This is a genomic window from Pseudoalteromonas sp. NEC-BIFX-2020_002, assembly GCF_013002825.1.
Classification (GTDB): domain Bacteria; phylum Pseudomonadota; class Gammaproteobacteria; order Enterobacterales; family Alteromonadaceae; genus Pseudoalteromonas; species Pseudoalteromonas neustonica.
On sequence record NZ_JABEPJ010000013.1, the window covers coordinates 76,861 to 99,409 of the forward strand.

Here is a 22,549-nt window from a genome sequence, read left to right on the forward strand (position 1 = left end):
TTACAAAGCTTTTTTGTTCCATAAAATTTACATCTAAATTCAACCGTAAGGCTGTTTTTGGATTATTCCATTAGAGGTGTTTCAGACTGTTTTTTATAGATATTGAATTCTGCATCTTGAAGTAATTTGGGTATAAATATCTTAACCAGAGTTCAGTTTAATACTAAATATACCCCTCCTTTCGATCCTTAATATAGTTAAATTCATATTTGCCAGCCTTAGACTAGTCCACTAATTAATCACAATCGACTATGTAATTTCATTTGTATCAATCTAAACAAAGTAAAACTAAGTTCGTTATTAGAAAACTACGTATAAAGTTGTATTAAACTGGATTTGAGTTCCGTTAATGTGTACAATCTTCGACCTTTCCTTTGTGGTTGTTTAGGGTACAGGTTGCTTTAGTGTTATTAAAAATAGCGTTACAAAAAATAATATACTCGGCGTTGGCATTTCTTATATTTGCTAATTCAATGTTTGCATATTCTGCGGATTTACAAATATCTACTTTTAAAGATATTGATACCACAGTCCCAAGGGGGGCTGATATACGGTATCAGGTTGACTTTGAAAATGCAGAGCAAACCGTTGCAACTAACGTTAAATTAATATTCCCTCTACCCAATAGCACCACATTTGTTAGCGTAAATGACGTTACTGCATGTTCTTATACTTTGACGACTAGAGAAGTCATCTGTAATTGGGCGACTATTGATGGCACATCGATTACAGATAAACGTAAAAGCTTGCTTTTGACGATAAAGACATCAGCGCAGACCGGTAATATCGTTGATTCTCAAGTTCGTATCGAAGCTAGTAATGAAGATGCTGGCAAACTCTTAAATAACAGCGAAACGCAAAATACATCTATTGTTGCAGGTGTAGATGTTGCCATAACAAATTTAGTTTCGTTACCTACCACTGTGTATGTGGATGAGAACTACAAATACCAAATCACGATACAGAATAATGGCCCGGATATAGCTAAAGGGGTTGAGTTTACCCATGTTTTACCTAGTACAGCACGTTGGGTTAATCAGTCTGTTAATGCCCAAAAAGGTTGGGCGTGTTCTGGCACGCAAACGATTCGCTGTTTAAAAGATGAGCTTGAACCTAATGAACGCCAAAATCTTGAAATTCATGCTCGACTTTCAGGAGTAGGTAGCGGCACGGTAACTGCTACATCAAGCGTTAAGAGTTTGACCGCAGAAATCAAGCCTGAAAATAACCAGCGAGCAGTCAATACCAGCGTCAGTGAGCATGCAGATTTGACTGGGTCAATTGTGTCATACCATAAAGACGGATACGAATCGCGATGGTTAACTGTCAGTGATAGTTTTAGTTACAGAGTAAACGTTGTTAATAATGGCCCAAATAAGGCGGTTAACCCTGCATTTACTATTAGGCTACCGGCTGGCGTGACAGATATTGCTGCTGTACAAATCCCTAATTGGAATTGTTCTGCATTTAATAACCAAAATGAAATGAGATGTAGTTCAACAAGTGAGTTGGCGAGTAATGCGAGCGTTCCATTTACTATTTCAGCAACGACTCCATCGATTGCTGCTGCTTATCAGTCTACTTTGAGTGTTGAATCATCTACGATAGATAGAAATACCAATAATAATACGATTACACATACGTTTACTGCGCAACAAGGTAATCAAACTAATCTTGTTAGTTTTTCAAAAACGCTAGAGGGAAGAGCTACACAATTTAAAATCGGTGATGAGATCACTTTTAACCTGAGCGCGATTAACAATGGTGATGAAGTACAAATTACTCGAATCTCTGATGACTTACCAACAGGCCTTGATTTTGTCAGTGCTGTATCTAGTGACTTCAACTGTACTTTTAAGTCGCCAACGGTAACGTGTTTACCAGTAAATGGATCTTTTAAGAAAGATCAAGAAGTTAAAATCACCCTAAAAACAAAGGCAAAGCAGGCTGGTCCTTATACGAATACCGCTACACTTACCCTTGATACAGGTTCACCAATATCTAATTCAGCTAGTTTTACAATTTTATCTTCTGAGGCCGATGTTCGAATTACAAAAACGTCAGACTTAGCTTGGAATAATAAAAATGAGATGGGCAAAGTCTTTAACTTTATTATTAGCGTAAGTAATGTAGGTTTAGGTGCGGCTAATAATGTAGTTATTTCTGACACATTAATAAACGGTTACACCATTGCTGGACCTGTTACTGTAAACCGAGGGAGTGCGAGCGCCTCAGATTGGTCCTGTACTGTAAGTGGGAATACCCAAGTTGTTTGTGAAAGCGCTAGCATGGCAAGTAGGGATGCGATAAGTGTAATAATCCCAGCGAAAACGCCATTCAGTGAAGCAATGCCAAGGAATACCGCATCAGTCACATATGATGGTTTGACTAACGCAAATTCATTTACATATGAAGGATGGGGGTTTCAACCTAGTAATCCTGTTAGATTAAGTTTAACGAAAGTTAAAAAGTCTCGCTTAACAGATAATACTCAGTTAGTGACACAAAATGCTGAAATATTAAATGAATTCACCGTTGCAAATAATGGCGAAAGAGCAACGGGAGGTACTATCAGGGTTGATGATGTGTTACCTCAAGGTGAGCTATTTATTGCTAATAATCAATATGGTACAGATTGGCAATGCTCACTCTCTGAAGCGTTGAGTGACGGTACTGGAGGTAAGGTAAGTTGTTTATATACCCCCAATCCAGTAGAGGGGCTATCTGGCGTTGCACCTTTGTTGGTTATAACGACTCGTGCCGTAGGTTTAGGGGGGTTAACTAATAATGCAACATTGATTGATGAGGGTGGGTTCCCTGGTATTGCACGGGCATCAGCGACAATTAATTCAGTGTTAAGTGCTGATTTAAAAGTAACAAAAGCAGCTCAACTCAGTGCCGATCAACGTTTAATTACATATACAATAAAAGCAGAACATCTATCTGGTAGCACAATTATTGGCGATGGCGCTAATACATTAGTGATCACTGATACTTTTGCGGGTACTTTTATCGCGAGAAAAGGTGTAATTGCCACCACGATAGATTTCCCTACTACAATCACTAGTAATCGCAATAGTCAATTTACTTGTTCACGAAGCGATAGTGGCTTATATGAGCAAACGGTATCCACTATTAAATGCGTATTGGCATCGGGTGAAATTTTTCAAGTAGGTGATTTTGTTGAGCTTGATATAACAGCAAGTCGTCCATTTACAACGGTTAATAATCAGCTTACAAACAGGGTAAATGTAAGCTCGTCTTCGTTTGCAGATACAGATCCTAGTAATAACCAATCAGCGGTAACAACGACCTTACAGCCTAGGTTTGATGTGGCGGTTAACGCAGTAACCTATGCTGCTAATCCAGTTTTAACAGGTGATGAATCATTATTGACTATTGAGATCCATAATCCCGCGTCGAGTGAAGCCAATGGGGTTGTCTTAGAGCATCAATTTAAACCAAATATTAGCCGTAAAATACAGTTTTTAAGCAGTAATTTTTCGCGCCTGGGTCAGCGTAATGTGTGTGTCTTTAATGACGTTACCTTACAGTTACGATGCGAAATAGGTGTACTTGCAAGTAATGAAGTACAAACAGTGACTTTACGTTTTATACCAAAAAGTGATATTAGCGGACAGGATTGGAGATTACCAAGTATTAGCACCATTTATGCAGATAATATGGCGCAAGATCTTAACTCATCTAACAATACTCAAACAGCAGAACTACTTGTTGAAGCACGAGATGCAAATTTAAAAATAGAAAATAATGATGTGCTAGATCCAATTGCATGGGTGCCATCTCCTCGTGATTTCCCCGTATCACTTGATAATGTTGTAGTTTATAAGGTTGATCTAGAGTATTTATTTGATAATAAAGGTGATTTGTCAGTAGCCAGCGGTGTGCGTTATGACTTTAACATGACTCCATCCGGTGCGAATAGACGTATCCAATTTTTATGTGATAGCGATAATGATAAATCATGTACGGCGCAAACAGCACGTTGCGACAGTATTAATGCGGTTATTACTCAAAAGTACACAATAAAATGTGATGGCCCAGAAAATGAAAATAATAATCTTGAGCCGCTTGAGTTAAAAGAAAACCCCAATGGTAGTACAGAAAACATATATACCCGTTATTTGTTTTTTAAAGTCTTATCTCGTCCAAGTACAGCAGGTGAAGTAAGTGCAACAAACGCAGTTATTTATTCAAATGAGCGCGATCCTGTCTTGGGTAATAACGAGGAGAGAGAGCAAACATCAATTCGCGTAGCCGTTGATTTAGCGTTAACAAAAACGGCATCTCAAGCGAGTGTAGCGCTTGGTAGTGAATTTGATTTTTATATTGATGTATTTAATGCGGGTCCAGGTGACAGTGCTGAAAATGTTATTTATGACTTTTTACCAACAGAGGTAGAAGTTAACGGTACACCAACAGTCGAAAATGGTCTGTGCTTGGTTGATAACGCTGTAAAAAGCGGCGAATCAGTATCTAAACAACGCGTAATATGCCTAGTTGATGAAATTGCTTTGGGTGACTCTGTGCGAGTTACAATCCCTGTGAAAGTAGTTGAAATTCCGACTTCTAAGCTAATAACTAACCATGCTTGGGTTGAGACAAAAGGTTTTGATATTGATAAAACTAATAACGAAGATACAGAGACAGTTAGAGCCGTTGATTCAGCGTTATCAGGTAAAGTGTTTTTTGACTTAAATAACGATGGTGTTCAACAAGCTGCAACTGATGCAGGGCTTAGCGGTATTACTATTGCGCTTTCAGGTGTACGTAGTGATAACTCTATTATAGGTACTCAAACAGTAAAAACGACAGCCAGCGGTGAGTTTACTTTCATTGATCTTGAACCGGGTGTTTATCAGTTGTCGCAAGTAGATCAAAGCGAACTGATCAACTTTAAAGATGGTAAAGATAGTCGTGCAGGTGTGTTGATTGTTAACAGTGAGCAGTCAGATATTATCGCAGGTATTACTATTTCAGGCCAAGGAAACTCAGATAATCACTTATTTGCTGAGATCGGTTCGAGTGAAGTTGCTGGCCTTGTTTGGTCTGATTTAAATGACAATGGCGTGCAAGAGGTTACAGAGGTAGTAGGTCTTGAAGGTGTTGAATTTGAATTAGTTGGTACAGATGAAGCCGGTTTAGACGTTTCTTTAAACACGCTAAGTAATAAGCAAGGTCTTTATTCATTTAATGGCTTACGTGCTGGTATCTACACGTTAAGGCAACCAGTTCAACCCGTTGATTTTAGTGATGGCTTAGAAAGTGAAGATGGTGCGGTACTTGAAAATAGCCGCACAACAGACATGATTACTCTAGGGCGTTTGAATAATAATCAACGTTTTTTACAAAGAAACTTTGCTGAGGTTCCGACGCTGCTTTCTGCGATTATTCAAGGAATGGTTTACCTTGATATTGAACAAAATGGTGTAATCGATACCAATGATAAATTGCTGAAAAACGTTGCTATCAACCTCACTGGTAAAGATGCAAGAGGGGCGAGTGTTTCCCTAACCACCACCACAGATGCGCAAGGTAACTATCGTTTTGAAAATGTACTTACATCAGACGTAACAGGTTACACATTAACGCAAGTACATCCTGCTTTGTATAAAGATGGTGTAGAGAGAAATAGTGACGGTGCGATCAAAGATTCTGATACAACGGATGAGATCAGCAAAATCATTATCACAGATAGCACTACAAAAACGTATGATTTTACAGAGCAAAACCCAGACACAGCAAGCGTGTCTGGGCGTGTGTATTTTGATGCAAATCAAGACGGCACCATTACAGGTAACGACACGTTATTAGCGAATGTCGATATTACCTTAACGGGTAAGGATATCTTCGGGACTGACATTAACCTGACAACGCAAACGAATGCGCAGGGTGAATACACGTTCGCTGATTTATTTGCCTCAGATACTAATGGTTACACCGTAACGCAAACACAACCCGCGCTTTATAAAGACGGTGTTGAGCGTAATAGCTCGGGTGCTATTGCAGGCTCTGATCTAACAGATACAGTGACTGTTGTGCTGACGACAAGCAACGAGCTTGTTGACTTCACAGAGCAAAACCCAGATACAGCAGCTATTTCAGGGCGTGTGTATTTTGATAAAAACCAAGATGGCGCACTTGCCGGTAACGACACGTTATTAGCCGATGTCGATATTACCTTAACGGGTAAAAATATCTTCGGGACTGACATTAACCTGACAACGCAAACGAATGCGCAAGGCGAATACACGTTTGCTGATTTATTTGCCTCAGATACCAATGGTTACACAGTAACGCAGACGCAACCTGCGCTTTATAAAGACGGTGTAGAGCGTAACAGCTCGGGTGCTATAGCAGGCTCTGATTTAACAGATACGGTTATTGTTAATTTGACTGCAAGCAACCAGCTAGTTGACTTCACAGAGCAAAATCCAGATACAGCGACTATTTCAGGGCGTGTGTATTTTGATGAAAACCAAGACGGCACACTTGCAGATAACGACACGTTATTAGCGAATGTAGACATTACCTTAACGGGTAAAAATATCTTCGGTTCAGACATTAACCAGACAACGCAAACGAATGAGCAGGGTGAATATGTTTTCGCTGATTTATTTGCCTCAGATGCCAGCGGTTATAACGTCACGCAAACTCAACCCGCGTTTTATAAAGATGGTGTTGAGCGTAATAGATCGGGTGCTATTGCAGGCTCTGAAACAACTGATTCGGTCACAGTTCAGTTAGTGGCTAACAATAATGAGTTAGTCGATTTTACTGAGCAAAACCCAGATACAGCGACTATTTCAGGGCGTGTGTATTTTGATGCAAACCAAGATGGCACCATTGCTGATAACGACAAATTATTAGCCGATGTAGGCATTACCTTAACGGGTCAAGATATCTTCGGGACAGACATTAACCTGACAACGCAAACGAATGCACAAGGTGAATACACGTTCGCTGATTTATTTGCCTCAGATGCGACGGGGTACACCGTGACGCAAACTCAACCCGCGCTTTATAAAGATGGTGTTGAGCGTAATAGCTCGGGTGCTATTGCAGGCTCTGATCTAACAGATACGGTTACCGTTGTGCTTTCTACAAGCAATCAGCTTGTTGACTTCACAGAGCAAAACCCAGATACAGCAAGCGTGTCAGGCCGTGTGTATTTCGATGCAAACCAAGATGGCACGATTGCTGATAACGATAAGTTACTTGCTGGCGTAGCGATTACCTTAATAGGTAAAGATATCTTCGGGACTGACATTAACCTGACAACGCAAACAAGCGCGCAAGGTGAATACACGTTCGCTGATTTATTTGCTTCAGATGCCAATGGATACACCGTGGCGCAAACACAACCCGCGCTTTATAAAGACGGTGTTGAGCGTAATAGCTCGGGTGCTATTGCAGGCTCTGATCTAACGGATACAGTTACCGTTGTGCTTTCTACAAGCAATCAGCTAGTTGACTTCACAGAGCAAAATCCAGATACAGCGACTATTTCAGGGCGTGTGTATTTTGATGCAAACCAAGATGGCACCATTGCTGATAACGACACGTTATTAGCCGATGTCGATATTACCTTAACGGGTCAAGATATCTTCGGGACTGACATTAACCTTACCGTACAAACGAATGCGCAAGGTGAATATGTTTTCGCTGATTTATTTGCCTCAGATGCCAATGGATACACCGTGGCGCAAACGCAACCTGCGCTTTATAAAGACGGTGTAGAGCGTAATAGCTCGGGTGCTATTGCAGGCTCTGATCTAACGGATACAGTGACTGTTGTGCTGACGATAAGCAACGAGCTTGTTGACTTCACAGAGCAAAACCCAGATACAGCGACTATTTCAGGCCGTGTGTATTTTGATGCAAACCAAGATGGCACCATTGCAGATAACGACACGTTATTAGCGAATATCGATATTACCTTAACGGGTAAAAATATCTTCGGGACAGACATTAACCTGACAACGCAAACGAATGAGCAGGGTGAATACACGTTCGCTGATTTATTTGCTTCCGATGCTAATGGTTACACCGTAACGCAAACCCAACCTGCACTTTATAAAGACGGTGTTGAGCGTAACAATGCAGGTGTAATTGCAGGCTCTGATCTAACGGATACAGTGACTGTTGTGCTGACCACCAACAACGAGTTTGTTGACTTCACAGAGCAGAACCCCGATACAGTGACTATTTCAGGCCGTGTGTACTTCGATGAAAATCAAGACGGTGTGATTGCAGATAACGATAAGTTACTTGCTGGCGTAGCGATTACCTTAATAGGTAAAGATATCTTCGGGACTGACATTAACCTGACAACGCAAACGAATGCGCAAGGTGAATACACGTTCGCTGATTTATTTGCTTCAGATGCCAGCGGTTATACCGTTACGCAAACCCAACCTGCACTTTATAAAGACGGTGTTGAGCGTAACAGCTCAGGTGTGATTGCAGGCTCTGATCTAACGGATACAGTGACTGTTGTGCTGACGACAAGCAACGAGCTAGTTGACTTCACAGAGCAAAACCCAGATACAGCAACTATTTCAGGGCGTGTGTATTTTGATGCAAACCAAGATGGCACCATTGCTGATAACGACACGTTATTAACGAATGTCGATATTACCTTAACAGGTAAAAATATCTTCGGGACTGACATTAACCTGACAACGCAAACAAGCGCGCAAGGTGAATACACGTTCGCTGATTTATTTGCCTCAGACGCCAGCGGTTATACCGTGACGCAAACGCAACCTGCGCTTTATAAAGACGGTGTAGAGCGTAATAGCTCGGGTGCTATTGCAGGCTCTGATCTAACGGATACAGTGACTGTTGTGCTGACGACAAGCAACGAGCTTGTTGACTTCACAGAGCAAAACCCAGATACAGCGACTATTTCAGGGCGTGTGTATTTTGATGCAAACCAAGATGGCACGATTGCTGATAACGATAAGTTACTTGCTGGCGTAGCGATTACCTTAATAGGTAAAGATATCTTCGGGACTGACATTAACCTGACAACGCAAACAAGCGCGCAAGGTGAATACACGTTCGCTGATTTATTTGCCTCAGATGCCAGCGGTTATACCGTTACGCAAACACAACCTGCGCTTTATAAAGACGGTGTCGAACGTAATACTTCAGGTGCGATCACCGGTTCAAATGTAACGGATACAGTTACCGTTGTGCTTTCTACAAGCAACCAGCTTGTTGACTTCACAGAGCAAAACCCAGATACAGCAAGCGTGTCAGGCCGTGTGTACTTCGATGAAAATCAAGACGGTGTGATTGCAGATAACGATCTGTTATTAGCTAATGTAGATATTGCCCTAACAGGTAAAGACATCTTCGGAACTGACATTAACCTGACAACGCAAACGAATGCACAAGGTGAATACACGTTCGCTGATTTATTTGCCTCAGATACCAATGGTTACATCGTCACGCAAACACAACCTGCGCTTTATAAAGACGGTGTTGAGCGTAATAGCTCGGGTGCTATTGCAGGCTCTGAAACAACTGATTCGGTCACAGTTCAGTTAGTGGCTAACAATAATGAGTTAGTCGATTTTACTGAGCAGAACCCTAATACCGCAAGTATGTTTGGGCGTGTGTATTTTGATGAAAATCAAGACGGCACCATTACAGATAACGACAAGTTACTAGCCAATGTAGACATTATCTTAATAGGTAAAGACATCTTCGGGACTGACATTAACCTGACAACGCAAACAAACGCGCAAGGTGAATACACGTTTGAGAATTTATTTGCCTCAGATGCCAATGGATACACCGTGGCGCAAACACAACCCGCGCTTTATAAAGACGGTGTTGAGCGTAATAGCTCGGGTGCTATTGCAGGCTCTGATCTAACAGATACAGTGACTGTTGTGCTGACCACCAACAACGAATTTGTTGACTTCACAGAGCAAAACCCAAATACAGCAAGCGTGTCTGGGCGTGTGTATTTCGATGAAAACCAAGATGGCACCATTGCTGATAACGACAAATTATTAGCCAATGTAGACATTACCTTAACGGGTAAAAATATCTTCGGTTCAAGAATCTCGTTAACGACGCAAACGAACGCGCAAGGTGAATACACGTTCGCTGATTTATTTGCTTCAGATGCCAATGGGTACACCATGGCGCAAACACAACCTGCACTTTATAAAGACGGTGTCGAACGTAATACTTCAGGTGCGATCACCGGTTCAAATGTAACGGATACAGTGACTGTTGTGCTGACCACCAACAACGAGTTTGTTGACTTCACAGAGCAGAACCCCGATACAGTGACTATTTCAGGCCGTGTGTACTTCGATGAAAATCAAGACGGTGTGATTGCAGACAACGATAAGTTATTAGCGAATGTCGATATTACCTTAACGGGTAAAAATATCTTCGGTTCAGACATTAACCTGACAACGCAAACGAATGAGCAGGGTGAATACACGTTCGCTGATTTATTTGCCTCAGATACAAATGGTTACACCGTAACGCAAACACAACCCGCGCTTTATAAAGACGGTGTTGAGCGTAATAGCTCGGGTGCTATTACAGGCTCTGATCTAACAGATACAGTGACTGTTATGCTTTCTGCAAGCAATCAGCTTGTTGACTTTACTGAGCAAAACCCAGACACCGCAAGCGTGTCAGGCCGTGTGTACTTCGATGAAAATCAAGACGGTGTGATTGCAGGTAACGATCTGTTATTAGCTAATGTAAATATTGCCCTAACAGGTAAAGACATCTTCGGCACTGACATTAACCTGACAACGCAAACAAATGTGCAAGGTGAATACACGTTTGCTGATTTATTTGCTTCCGATGCTAATGGGTACACCGTGACGCAAACACAACCTGCACTTTATAAAGACGGTGTTGAGCGTAATAGCTCAGGTGTTATTGCAGGCTCAGACACCAGCGATACTGTAACGGTGCAATTAATTGCTAACGAAAATCAGTTAATTGATTTTACCGAAATGGCAAAAGATGATGCGCGCATAGCTGGTTTTGTATTTAGCGATGAAAATATGGATGGGCTACGTCAATCGAACGAGCAAGGCATTTCAGACGTTGTTATTACTCTTGCTGGGCAAAACATTTATGGTAATGCTATTAATGCAACAGTATTAACAAATGCGCAAGGCGAGTTTGCTTTTGTTGGATTATCAGCGAGTGACGTACGAGGTTATGTGGTTAAGCAAGTTCAGCCAGAAAACTGGTTAGACGGTTTAGAATCACTTGCAGGCCGTGTTGTGAGTTCGCAAAGTATTAACGATGAATTTACTGTGACTCTAAGTGCGTCTGAGCAGTTAACTGCGCTTGGATTTGCAGAATTAGCATCAGCAAGCTTATCGGGCTATGTTTTTGTTGATACGGATAAAAATAACATCAGAACAGCCCAAGATTTAGCGATTGAGGGGGTTGAGTTAACGGTTTCGGGGCGTGATTATAATAACAACCCTGTAACCCAGTCAGCGACTACCGATAGCTTAGGTTTGTATGCATTTAAAAACTTAGCGCCAAGTAATGAGCAAGGTTATCAGATCCAACAAACACAGCCGAAGAACTATATTGATAGCTTTGAAAGTATTGGCCAAGATGTTATCGGAAGAAGTGATCAGAGCGACATAATTACTGCTATCAGCGTTAAGCCGTCACAAGAAAACAAAGAGTATAACTTTGCAGAAAACTACGGTTTATCAGTTAAAGGTCGTGTGTTTATTGACCATGATGATGACGGTTTTTACCCTGTTTTAGCCGATAATTCAACTCAACAAAGTATTGCTTTAGCAAACGTTGAGATCACGCTATCAGGTAAAGATTATCGTCAAAACGATATTCTGCAAACGGTCATGACCAATGAACTTGGGTATTATGAATTCCCTGAATTGTCTCCAAGTAATGAGCAAGGTTACACACTTGAGCAACAACAACCTAAAGACTACCTCGATGGGTTAGAGGCAGCACAAGGTGAAGTAATTGCGGACTCTAGAGGGTCAAACATAATCGTTGTAGGTCAACTACAAGGAACGGGTGAAGTCGGCTACTTTGACTTTGCCGAATTACCAGCTTCTTCGTTGGCAGGTAATGTATGGGTTGATGCGAATGAAAGTGGCACTTTAGATGAGCAAGAAACACTGCGTATTCGTGATGTAACCGTCACGCTAACAGGTGTCGCACTTGATGGTGAAAATGTCACTCGCGTGACGAAAACCAATGAGCAAGGTCAATACACCTTTGATTCATTAAAGGCAGGAACTTACGCAATTACGCAAACACAACCAAGCGCTTGGCTAGATGGTAAAGAGCAGTTAGGTTCTCTATCAGGTGTAATTGCAAATGACAACTTTAGTGAAATCCAACTTGAACTTGGACAACAAGGTAACGATTATAACTTTGCTGAGACAGGCAGCTATTTATCAGGAACTGTTTACGTTGACTTAAATGATAATGCAACGCAAGAAGACAACGAAATTGGTATTGCACAAGTGCAAATGCACATCGAAGGTATTGATTTAGATGGGCAAGCAGTAGTAAGAATGGCAACTACTGATACCTATGGTCGTTATCAATTTAAGCACCTTCCATTATCAGATGTTACAGGTTTCACTATTACGCAAACGCAACCAGAACAAACCCAAGATGGTAAAGATTCAGCGGGTTCATTAGGGGGTGTTGTTGCGCAGCAAATTGGTGCTGATGAAATTAAAAACATCAATATCAATGAGCATATCACCCTGGCGACAGAGTATAACTTTGGTGAGCAATTAACCAACCCTGCATCTATCAGTGGTTCTGTATGGCAAGATAACAACCACAACCGAGCTGATGATGATAATAACGGTAAATCAGGATGGTTAGTTGAACTCTTAGCAGATCCGCAAACAGGCGAAGCTAATCCGCTTGAGGCTGAACCATTAATTGTGGTTCGCTCGAATGAGCAAGGTGATTATACTTTCGCAGGTTTACCTGTAGGGGTATATGAAGTGCGCTTTAGACACCCTCAAGGTGGCGTGATCTACGGAATACCGGTATCAAATGATGCTGACACATCAACTGATAAAGGCACCATTTTGAATATTATTCTCAGTGCCGGAGAGCAAGTGGTTGAGCAATCTCTGCCAGTTGATCCGTCAGGTATTGTTTATGATTCACGTTCAAGAGAGCCAATCAAAAACGCCAAGGTTAGCATTACAGGGCCTGCTGGGTTTGAACCTGATTTACACCTAGTTGGTGGTCTTGATAATGTTGAGCAAACAACAGCAGATGATGGTTTTTATCAATTCTTATTATTTGCAAATGCGCCGGTTGGAGAGTATCAACTCGCGGTAACAGCACCGGTTGGTTTCTTGCAGGGCGAGTCAAAATTGATCCCCGCATGTACAGCGCGCTTAGAAGTTAGTGCTCAATCGTTACCAGTATTGGTTCATCAAACCAATAAAGCACCAGTGGCTTCTTCTGCAATTCATGATGCGGCAAGTTGTCCTACCCAATCTAGCAATGTGGCACAAAGTAATGCGTCTACACAGTACTACACGCGTTTTTATATCAATCCACAATTACCATCAGCAAACGTGGTGAATAACCACATACCAGTAGATGGTTACGGTGATGATTTAGTGCAAGTGACTAAAACAGCCCTTAAACAAGATGTGGTTGTTGGTGAAATGGTGCCGTATGAGATTGTTATTTTTAACCGCTCAGACAAAGTATTACAGCCGGTTAGCTTTATTGATCAGCTTCCAGCGGGTCTAAAGTATGTCATTGGTAGTGCACGTATTGATGGTATTAGCATTGAACCTCGCGTGTTCGGTAGACAGTTGATTTGGCCAGTTCGCGAATTACTGCCTCAACAAACAGTAAGCATTCAGTTACTCACTGTTGTAGGAGCAGGCGTTAGCGAAGGCAAATACATAAACCAAGCATGGGTTGAATACACAGGCTCTGGCGATCAGGACAATCCAGATGACGGTGGCACGCCAGGTGGCGGCGGTAAACCAGGTGATGAAATTCCTAAAGGAAAGCGCGTTTCAAATATTGCGATTGCAAGTATCCGCGTTATTCCAGACACCATCATGGATTGTAGTGACTTAACTGGCCAGGTGTTTGATGATCACAACCGCAATGGCATACAAGAGCAAGGTGAAACTGGTTTACCTGGCGTGAAGCTAGCCACAGCTCAAGGTTTGTGGATCACCACAGATCAGCATGGCCGCTATCATTTAGCGTGTGCAGATGTGCCGCATCAAGCGCGTGGTAGTAACTTTATCATCAAGGTTGATGTGCGCAGTTTACCATCAGGGTATCGAATCACATCTGAAAACCCGCGTGTAGTTCGTTTAACACGAGGAAAAAATGTAACGGCTGACTTTGCAGCGAGCATCCATCGTGTTGCACGTGTACAGCTAAGTCAAAGTGCGTTTGATGAGCAGGGATTAATTGCCACGCATAGACAGCAATTGGAGCAATTACTAACTGTTATTGTGGAACAGCCAATTACAGTCAGGGTGGCTTATCAATTGGCCGAAAATGAAAATATACGTCAAGCAAAGCAACGTATTGCTGAACTTAATCAATGGTTTATTGCTCAGTGGAACAATGCAAATACTGAGCATGAGCTTACCCTAGAGGCGGAAGTTGTCGAATATGTTTTACCGCAAGAAGTTGTTACAGAGGGGCGTAAAAATGACTAAGTCACATAAATTTACGCCAATATCATTAACACTCGTTACGTTATTTGGTTTATCACCTGTAGCAAAAGCGGCTGGGATCACAAACGGCCTGAGCAATGATCAAGTACGCGAAAATAGCTACCACAGTAATACTGAAGAAGTGATAGTACAGAGGCACTTTGTACTTCATGCTTTGCCTGAAATAAAGCCGACTACAACACAGCTTAGTGAAGTAAAGCAAACTCCTGCAAGTGCTGAATTCGTTAAGGATTCAGCAATCCGCTTTGTTTCTGGTAAGCACTTTTTAACGGGCTCAACCAAGCAAGAAATGGATCGAATTATTGATTTTTTGCAGGGTAAAAAACAGCTGAAAATCCATTTTATAGGCCATGCGGATAGCCAAAGGTTAAGTCCTAACGCAAAACGTATTTATAAAACTAACCAAGGTTTATCAGAGCATCGCGCCAATATTGTGGCCGAATATTTTCGTCAGCAGCTAGGTATATTGCCCTCAGCTACGACAATGGAAGGGCGCTCAAATCACGATCCCGTTGCTAGCAACGACACTCTTGAAGGTATGGCGCGTAACCGCCGAGTTGAAGTAATTGCAGTGTATGTAGAAGAAAAAACCTCAGTAAAAACGATTGTCAATGCAGGCCCAGATCGACGATTAATTTGTGATGGTGATTTTCGTCAACAAGCTGCAATGGCTATCACACTAGATGGTAAACCTTTTGCTAGCAGTGACAGTGCCAATAATGCCGATGCTCAGCGTTGTGCCGATGTGGCGTTAGAAAAAATGCAACTTCAGTTAAAATATAATCCATTGGATGCATTACCAAAGCTCAGTGTGGCGCACGCCATTACTGAATCTGGTGATACGTTAATGCTGCATTTAAAAGGCTACAGTAACTACATAAACTTTTTTGAATATGCCGAAGTACACATCATGTCACCGAATGGCACAGACATACTTAAAAAAGTACCATTGGGCGAAAACCTAGAAGGTAAATGGCGCTTACCAGGCAATATGTTAGGTATGAGCCTAAATTACCGCTTAAGGGTATATGATAAAAGTGGCCGCTTTGACGAAACCTCTTTCAGTAGCGCGGACTTTAGACCGAAATTTGCCGTAGCAAATGAAAAAGTCAATGGCTACTTAATGGCAAACTATGGTAAATCGCAACTCGCTAAACAAAATATTAAAGTTGATGGTGGCACTTTAACCTTATTTGGTGAAGAGGTGCCAGATCGTCACAGCGTTTATTTCTTAGGGCGTGTTGTTGCTATTACCCGAGAGCGTAAATTTGTACATCAACAAATTGTGCGCACTGGCTATCATAAAGCAGAAGTTGCGGTATTGAATGAAGAAGGCAATGGCGCATTAATTCAACGTGATTTAGCACTACCAAAGAGTGACTGGTTCTATGTTGCGATGGCCGATCTCACCGTGGGTCAAAATAGTCATAATGGCCCTGTAGAGCTATTAAGTGACGCCCATAATAAAGACAATAACTTATTTGCCGAAGGGCGTTTAGCCGCTTACATAACAGGTAAATGGGAAGATGAATACAAAGTAACAGCGCGTATTGACACCCGCGAAGCGCCGTTAAACGAGTTATTTTCTAATCTCCATGAAAAAGATCCAAAAAGCTTATTCCGTCGCTTAGAAGAGCAAAAATATGTAGCTGAGTATGGTGATGATTCAACGGTTATTGATGATGCACCGAGTAACGGTAAAGTGTATTTAAAAATAGCGAAAGATCACTCACAAGTTATGTGGGGTAACTTTAATACACAAGTCAGTGATACTGAACTCAGCCGTGTTGAGCGCGGATTATATGGTTTGCAAACCCAATACCGCAGCAATGATGTCACCTCTTTTGGTGAACATAACAGTAAAGCAGAAATCTACGTAGCAGAAGCTGAAACACTCCCAGCATATGAAACACATAGAGCAACTGGCGGGTCGCTTTATTATTTACAACATCAAGATATAGTGCTTGGCTCTGATCAAGTTGCCATAGAGATCCGCGATAAAATATCAGGGTTAGTGTTGATCCGTCGTAATTTAACACCAGGTCAAGACTACGACATGGATGCATTGCAAGGGCGCATCTTACTGACGCGACCACTCTCATCATTTGCAGCAGATGATTTACTTGTTCGTGCAGCAAGTTTTGACGATAACCCGGCGTATCTAGTTACAAGCTATGAGTACACACCAGGCTTTTCAGAGTTAGATAATTTGACTTATGGTGGGCGAGTAAGCAAGTGGTTGACTGATCAAGTTCAACTTGGGATCACAGCCAATAAGCAACAACTTGACGAGTATGACGACACACTCATCGGCTTAGATGCGACCTATCGTCACAGCGCCAGCAGCTACGTTAAAGTTGAAGTTGCTCAAACAGATGGCATTGCAAGTCAGCTTAATTCGTTTAACGGTGGGTTTAGTTTTGATGAAATACGCTCAGGACAAGGACCTGTTAAAGCAAACGGAATACGCTTAGAAGCGGCAACCAGCTTTAAAGAATTTGGTTTAGAAAGCGACGGGCAAGCGCAATTTTATTGGCAACGTTTAGAGCAAGGTTTTGCGGGGCTTGGCCAAGTTAATGCGGATGAAGCAAACACCGCTGGTATAATGATGCAATGGCAAGCGACAGAAACTACAGCAGTTAAAGTGAAAGCCGATGACAATAAAGTAAGTAATCGCTACAAGCGTCAAGCTGCAGAAATAAACGTCACTGAAACAATCGATAAACATTGGCAAGCCAGTGCGGGGATCAGACAAGATGAACGTCGAAACCTTACTCAGGTGCAAAATCAATCGCAAAATACCGCGTCAAGTAAAGCCCGAAATGATGAAGGTAAGCGAACAGATACCGTTGTTCAGTTATCATATCAATCAGATGCAAACTGGTCAGCTTACGGCTTTGTACAAGGCACACTTGCCAATGACGCTACTCGCTTACGAAATAATCGCATTGGTTTGGGTACAGAAGTTCAAATTACCGAAAGTGTTAGCCTAAATGGTGAAGTTTCAGAAGGTAATTTAGGGTTTGCAGGCACAGCCGGTATTGATTATGCCTACAGTGATAAAGGTAATGTGTATCTTAATTACCGCCTAGATCCTGATGGTAGCGATTTGTTTAATAATGCTGAGCAAAAGCAGTGGGTAAGCGGGGCAAGGCATCGTTTTAATGACTCAACCAGCGTTTATGCCGAGCAACAATGGCAGCATGACGATAGGCAGCAAGGTCTTACACATGCCTATGGTGTCGATCACAGCATAAATTCACGTTGGCAGGTACAGTTAGGCCTTGAAAACGGCAATATTGACATGTTTGAAAATGGTCGATTAGAAAGATCGGGAGTTAACCTCGGATTAGGCTATCAGTTTGAAAATATTCGTTGGGCAGGCGCATTAGAATATCGCACAGACGAAACAGAGCAGGAAAAACGCACTAATTGGTTAATGCGTAATAATTTCAGCGTTAAATTAAATGAAGACTGGCGCGGACAATTACGTGTTGACACCGCGATCAGTGATAGCGATCAAGAAGCGCAAAGTGGCGCATTTAATAGCGATTTTACCGAAGCGCAGCTTGGTTTCGCATATCGCCCTATTGATGCCAGCCCTTGGTCAGGCCTAGCAAGCTTAACCTATCTTGAAGATTTAGCCCCAGCGCAGCAGCTTAGTGGCATTGGTCGAGATAACACTCCACAGCAACGCAGCACCGTGTGGGCGGTTGATGTAAATTATCAATTTTCACCACGATGGCGGTTTGGAACTAAGCTTGCGCAGCGTACAGGCGAAATACGCTTAGTGCGAGATGAAGGCCCTTGGTTTGATTCAACAGCAACCTTAAGTGTACTGCGCGCTGATTATCATTTACAGCATAATTGGGACGCAACACTAGAATGGCGCATGGTCAAAGTCAGCGAATCGCAAGATAGACGAAGTGGGGCGCTCGGCGCTATTCATCGTCATATTGGTGAGAATATGAAGATAGGTATAGGCTATAACTTCACTAATTTTTCAGATGATTTGACCGACTTAGATTATGATTCAAAAGGTTGGTTTATCAATATGGTTGGTAAGTTTTAGCCTATACCCAAACTACCTCAAGATACAGAATTCAGCGTTTCACAGGGACTTAATATCAAGGCGTTACTTTGCAACAATGGCAAGAAGTAACAACGCAAAGAGTAAGTGCCTGTGAAGCGTCCATGGGGTTGGTTTAAAAGCGATTTATACTGCGTTACTTTTATAAGGGATTGATTTTAACAATAGACTCACTATTACTTGCAATCAATGCCTTGCCTAAATCGCTTTTAATTCCAACTGGAACTCACATCTTGAGGAGGTTTGGGTGTATCCCCCTCAAACAAGATCACTTTGTTTGGGTTTTTTTATAACGCTAAAAAACCTTCTTCGCGCCGTTATATTTAATTGTTAATATAATTCAATTAATTAGAGGGAGCGTTTAATCAATTTCTCGTAACATAAAACTTTAATGCTGCTGCACTGTCTCATTGCGCTATTTTGGGTTAAAATAACGTCATAACCAATTAACAAGATAGTGAATGTCAAACCAAGATCCTAATCTCAGTCGAGAACAAGAAAAGTACGAAAACCCTGTCCCAAGTCGTGAGTTTATACTTACTCACATAAAAGACCGTGCCAAGCCAGCTAATTTCCATCAATTATGTGAAGAGTTAGCGGTAAACGATGATGAGCGTCAAATTGCTTTCAAGCGCCGTTTACGTGCTATGGAACGTGATGGCCAACTCTTCTTTAACAAATTTAAATGCTACGCCTTAATTGACGAAGCAGGGCTTGTAAAAGGAAAAGTCATAGGTCACCGTGATGGGTTTGGCTTTTTAGAAGTCGAAGGCGAAAGTAAAGACTGGTTTATTGCCAAGCATCAAATGAATATGGTGCTCCATGGTGACATTGTGCTGGCTAAAGGCACTAAGCGAGGCTCAGGTGGTAAATGCGATGCGCGTATTATTCGCGTACTACCTAATGAACGAGCACCTATTGTCGGTCGCTATTTTGTAGAGCATGGTGTTGCTGTTGTGGTGGCCGAAGATCCACGCATCACACAAGATATCATTATTTTACCAGGCAGTGATAACGGCGCGCGTCATAATCAAATGGTGCAAGTGCAAATTACACAAAACCCTAATCGTAATATGAATGCGGTAGGCAAAATTATTGATGTATTGGGTGAGCATTTAGCGCCAGGTATGGAAATAGAAGTTGCACTGCGTAACCACGATATTCCTCATGTATGGCCAGATGAGGTTGAAAAGCAAGTTGAGCATTTAGGTGAGTTTGTTGAAGAAGCTGACAAACAAAATCGTGTCGATTTACGTGATTTACCATTAGTAACGATTGATGGTGAAGATGCCCGTGATTTTGATGATGCCGTTTATTGTGAACCAGAACAATCAGGTGGTTGGCGCTTATGGGTTGCTATTGCGGATGTATCACACTACGTAGGAATGAACACGCCTCTAAATAAAGAAGCGATAGAGCGCGGTAATTCAGTGTATTTCCCTGAACAAGTAATTCCTATGTTGCCTAAAGTGCTGTCAAACGGCTTATGTTCACTGAACCCTAAAGTTGACCGTTTATGTATGGTTGCAGAAATGATGGTATCGGCGGCTGGTAAACTATCAGGCTACCGTTTTTATGAAGCAGTGATGAACTCGCACGCTCGTTTAACGTACACAAAAGTAAATAATATTTTGCTCGGTGACGAGAAACTGCGTACAGAATATGCGTCAGTTGTGCCACATTTGACTGATTTACAGCAAATGTATATGGCGCTAAAAGCAGCACGACAAGATCGTGGTGCCATTGAGTTTGAAACGCTTGAAACACGTTTTGTATTTAACGCTCAACGCAAAATTGAATCAATCGTGCCTGTTGTACGTAACGATGCGCATAAGTTGATTGAAGAATGTATGATTTTAGCCAATGTATCAGCTGCTAAAATGCTTGAAAAACACGAAGCCAGTGCGCTTTACCGTGTTCATGCTGAACCTGATGGTGAAAAATTAAGTAATTTTAGGCAGTTTTTATCTGAGCTGGGTATTGAATCAACGCTTAGTGATGAACCTACACCAAAAGAAATTACCCATGTATTAGCAAAGCTTGGTGATCGCCCTGATGCGGAACTAATTCAGACAATGCTGTTACGCTCAATGAAGCAAGCCGTATATCAGGCTGAAAACATTGGTCACTTTGGTTTGTCATTAGATGAATATGCGCATTTCACTTCGCCAATCCGTCGTTACCCAGATTTAGTTGTACATCGTGCTATTAAAGGTATTTTAAAAGCACAAGGGATGGTTACTTCTGGCGCTTATGCCTATAGTGAGGAAGAAGTTGCGCAATTGGGTGAGCAATGCTCAACTACCGAACGCCGTGCTGACGATGCAACCCGTGAAGTAGCTGATTGGCTTAAATGTGAATACATGCAAGATCATGTTGGCGATGAATTTGAAGGGGTTATCTCCTCGGTTACTAATTTTGGCTTATTCATTCGTTTAGCTGATTTACAAATTGATGGCCTTATTCATGTCACCAACTTAGGTGATGAATACTTTCAACATGATGCTTCTAAGCACTGCTTAATAGGTGAGCACACTCATAAAGTGTTTCGTCTAGGTGATAAAGTGACGGTTCAAGTGGCATCTGTCAGCTTAGATGAGCGCCGAATTAACTTAACGCTCAGTGGCGATGTTGCACAGGATAGATACGCGCGTCGTCGTAGTGAGCCTAAAGGGCATCAACCTGCAAGTGTTCGTTCGCAATTAAAGCGCGGTAAAATACCAGCTAAAAAAGAAACCGAGCAAGTTAGCCCTGAGCAAAAAAATCGCACTGACCAAGGTAAACCAAAGCCAAAAAAAAGCAGTGCGAGTAGAGGAAGAAAGAAACCGACTACAAAGTCAGGGGCGGTAGCTGCTACAACCGCTAAAAAACCGAAGAAAAGGGCTGTGAAAAAGCCAAAAAGACCCGGCAAAAACGCCCGTAAAAGTACGAGTTCAGGAGCAAGTAATACGTGAGTAATGAATTAATTTTTGGCTTTCATTCTGTTGAAGCAATTTTTGAAAGTGAGCCTGAGCGTTTTATTGAAATATATGCTCTTAAAGGTCGTGATGATAAACGCTTATCTCCAATTATTGAAGAAGCGCGTAAATTTGGTATCTCAGTACAATTCATGCAACGTAAAGCACTTGATAACAAATCAAAGGGTGAGCAGCACCAAGGTATTATTGCAAACGTTATAGCTGCACCTACTTTTAATGAAAAAGATCTTGATGAGATCATTGCGCGTGAAGAAACTCCTTTTTTACTGGTGCTAGATGGCATCACTGATCCGCATAATTTAGGTGCATGTTTGCGCAGTGCTGACGCGGCGGGTGTTCACGCGATTATTGTACCAAAAGATAAATCAGCAAAACTAAATGGCACCGCCCGTAAAGTTGCCTGCGGCGCAGCAGAAACAGTACCGCTTATTCAAGTAACCAATCTTGCGCGTACTTTACGTGAGATTAAAGATGCGGGTGTGTGGGTCGTTGGCACGGCTGGCGAAACAGACACTCATGTATTTGATGCTAACTTAACAGGCCCAATGGCGATTGTTATGGGGGCAGAAGGTGAAGGTATGCGTCGTTTAACCCGCGAACACTGTGATGTACTCGTTAAAATCCCAATGGCCGGTACCGTTTCAAGCTTAAATGTTTCTGTAGCAACAGGCATTTGTTTGTTTGAAGTACTACGCCAGAGAAATGCAACACAAGCTTAAAAAGCT

General features: G+C 41.9%; 4 protein-coding genes. All 4 read left to right on the plus strand.

Features of this window, described 5'->3' with window-relative positions; all coding sequences use genetic code 11:
• Positions 1 to 473: 473 nt before the first annotated feature.
• The 4 genes from HJP15_RS15020 (at position 474) to rlmB (ending at position 22,543) form a co-directional block, all read left to right on the plus strand.
• On the plus strand, positions 474 to 14,738 hold the full coding sequence (locus HJP15_RS15020) for an SdrD B-like domain-containing protein (RefSeq protein WP_170174076.1): 14,265 nt from the start codon (positions 474 to 476) through the stop codon (positions 14,736 to 14,738).
• Positions 14,731 to 18,828 (plus strand): OmpA family protein, encoded by a 4,098-nt coding sequence (locus HJP15_RS15025; RefSeq protein WP_170174077.1) that lies wholly within the window; start codon positions 14,731 to 14,733, stop codon positions 18,826 to 18,828. Before HJP15_RS15020 ends, HJP15_RS15025 begins: the two co-directional genes overlap by 8 nt.
• A 479-nt stretch (positions 18,829 to 19,307) precedes the next feature.
• A complete protein-coding gene (rnr, locus tag HJP15_RS15030; RefSeq protein WP_170174078.1) occupies positions 19,308 to 21,800 on the plus strand; it encodes a ribonuclease R in 2,493 nt (830 codons plus the stop codon).
• Positions 21,797 to 22,543, plus strand: a complete 747-nt coding sequence (gene rlmB / locus HJP15_RS15035) for a 23S rRNA (guanosine(2251)-2'-O)-methyltransferase RlmB (protein ID WP_054206661.1) — start codon at positions 21,797 to 21,799, stop codon at positions 22,541 to 22,543. Before rnr ends, rlmB begins: the two co-directional genes overlap by 4 nt.
• Positions 22,544 to 22,549: the final 6 nt, after the last annotated feature.

Excerpts from the sequence above, each read along its gene's own strand:
- HJP15_RS15020 (WP_170174076.1), top strand. The coding sequence starts at position 474 with ATGTTTGCATATTCTGCGGATTTACAAATATCTACTTTTAAAGATATT.
- HJP15_RS15025 (WP_170174077.1), top strand. The coding sequence starts at position 14,731 with ATGACTAAGTCACATAAATTTACGCCAATATCATTAACACTCGTTACG.
- rnr (WP_170174078.1), top strand. The coding sequence starts at position 19,308 with ATGTCAAACCAAGATCCTAATCTCAGTCGAGAACAAGAAAAGTACGAA.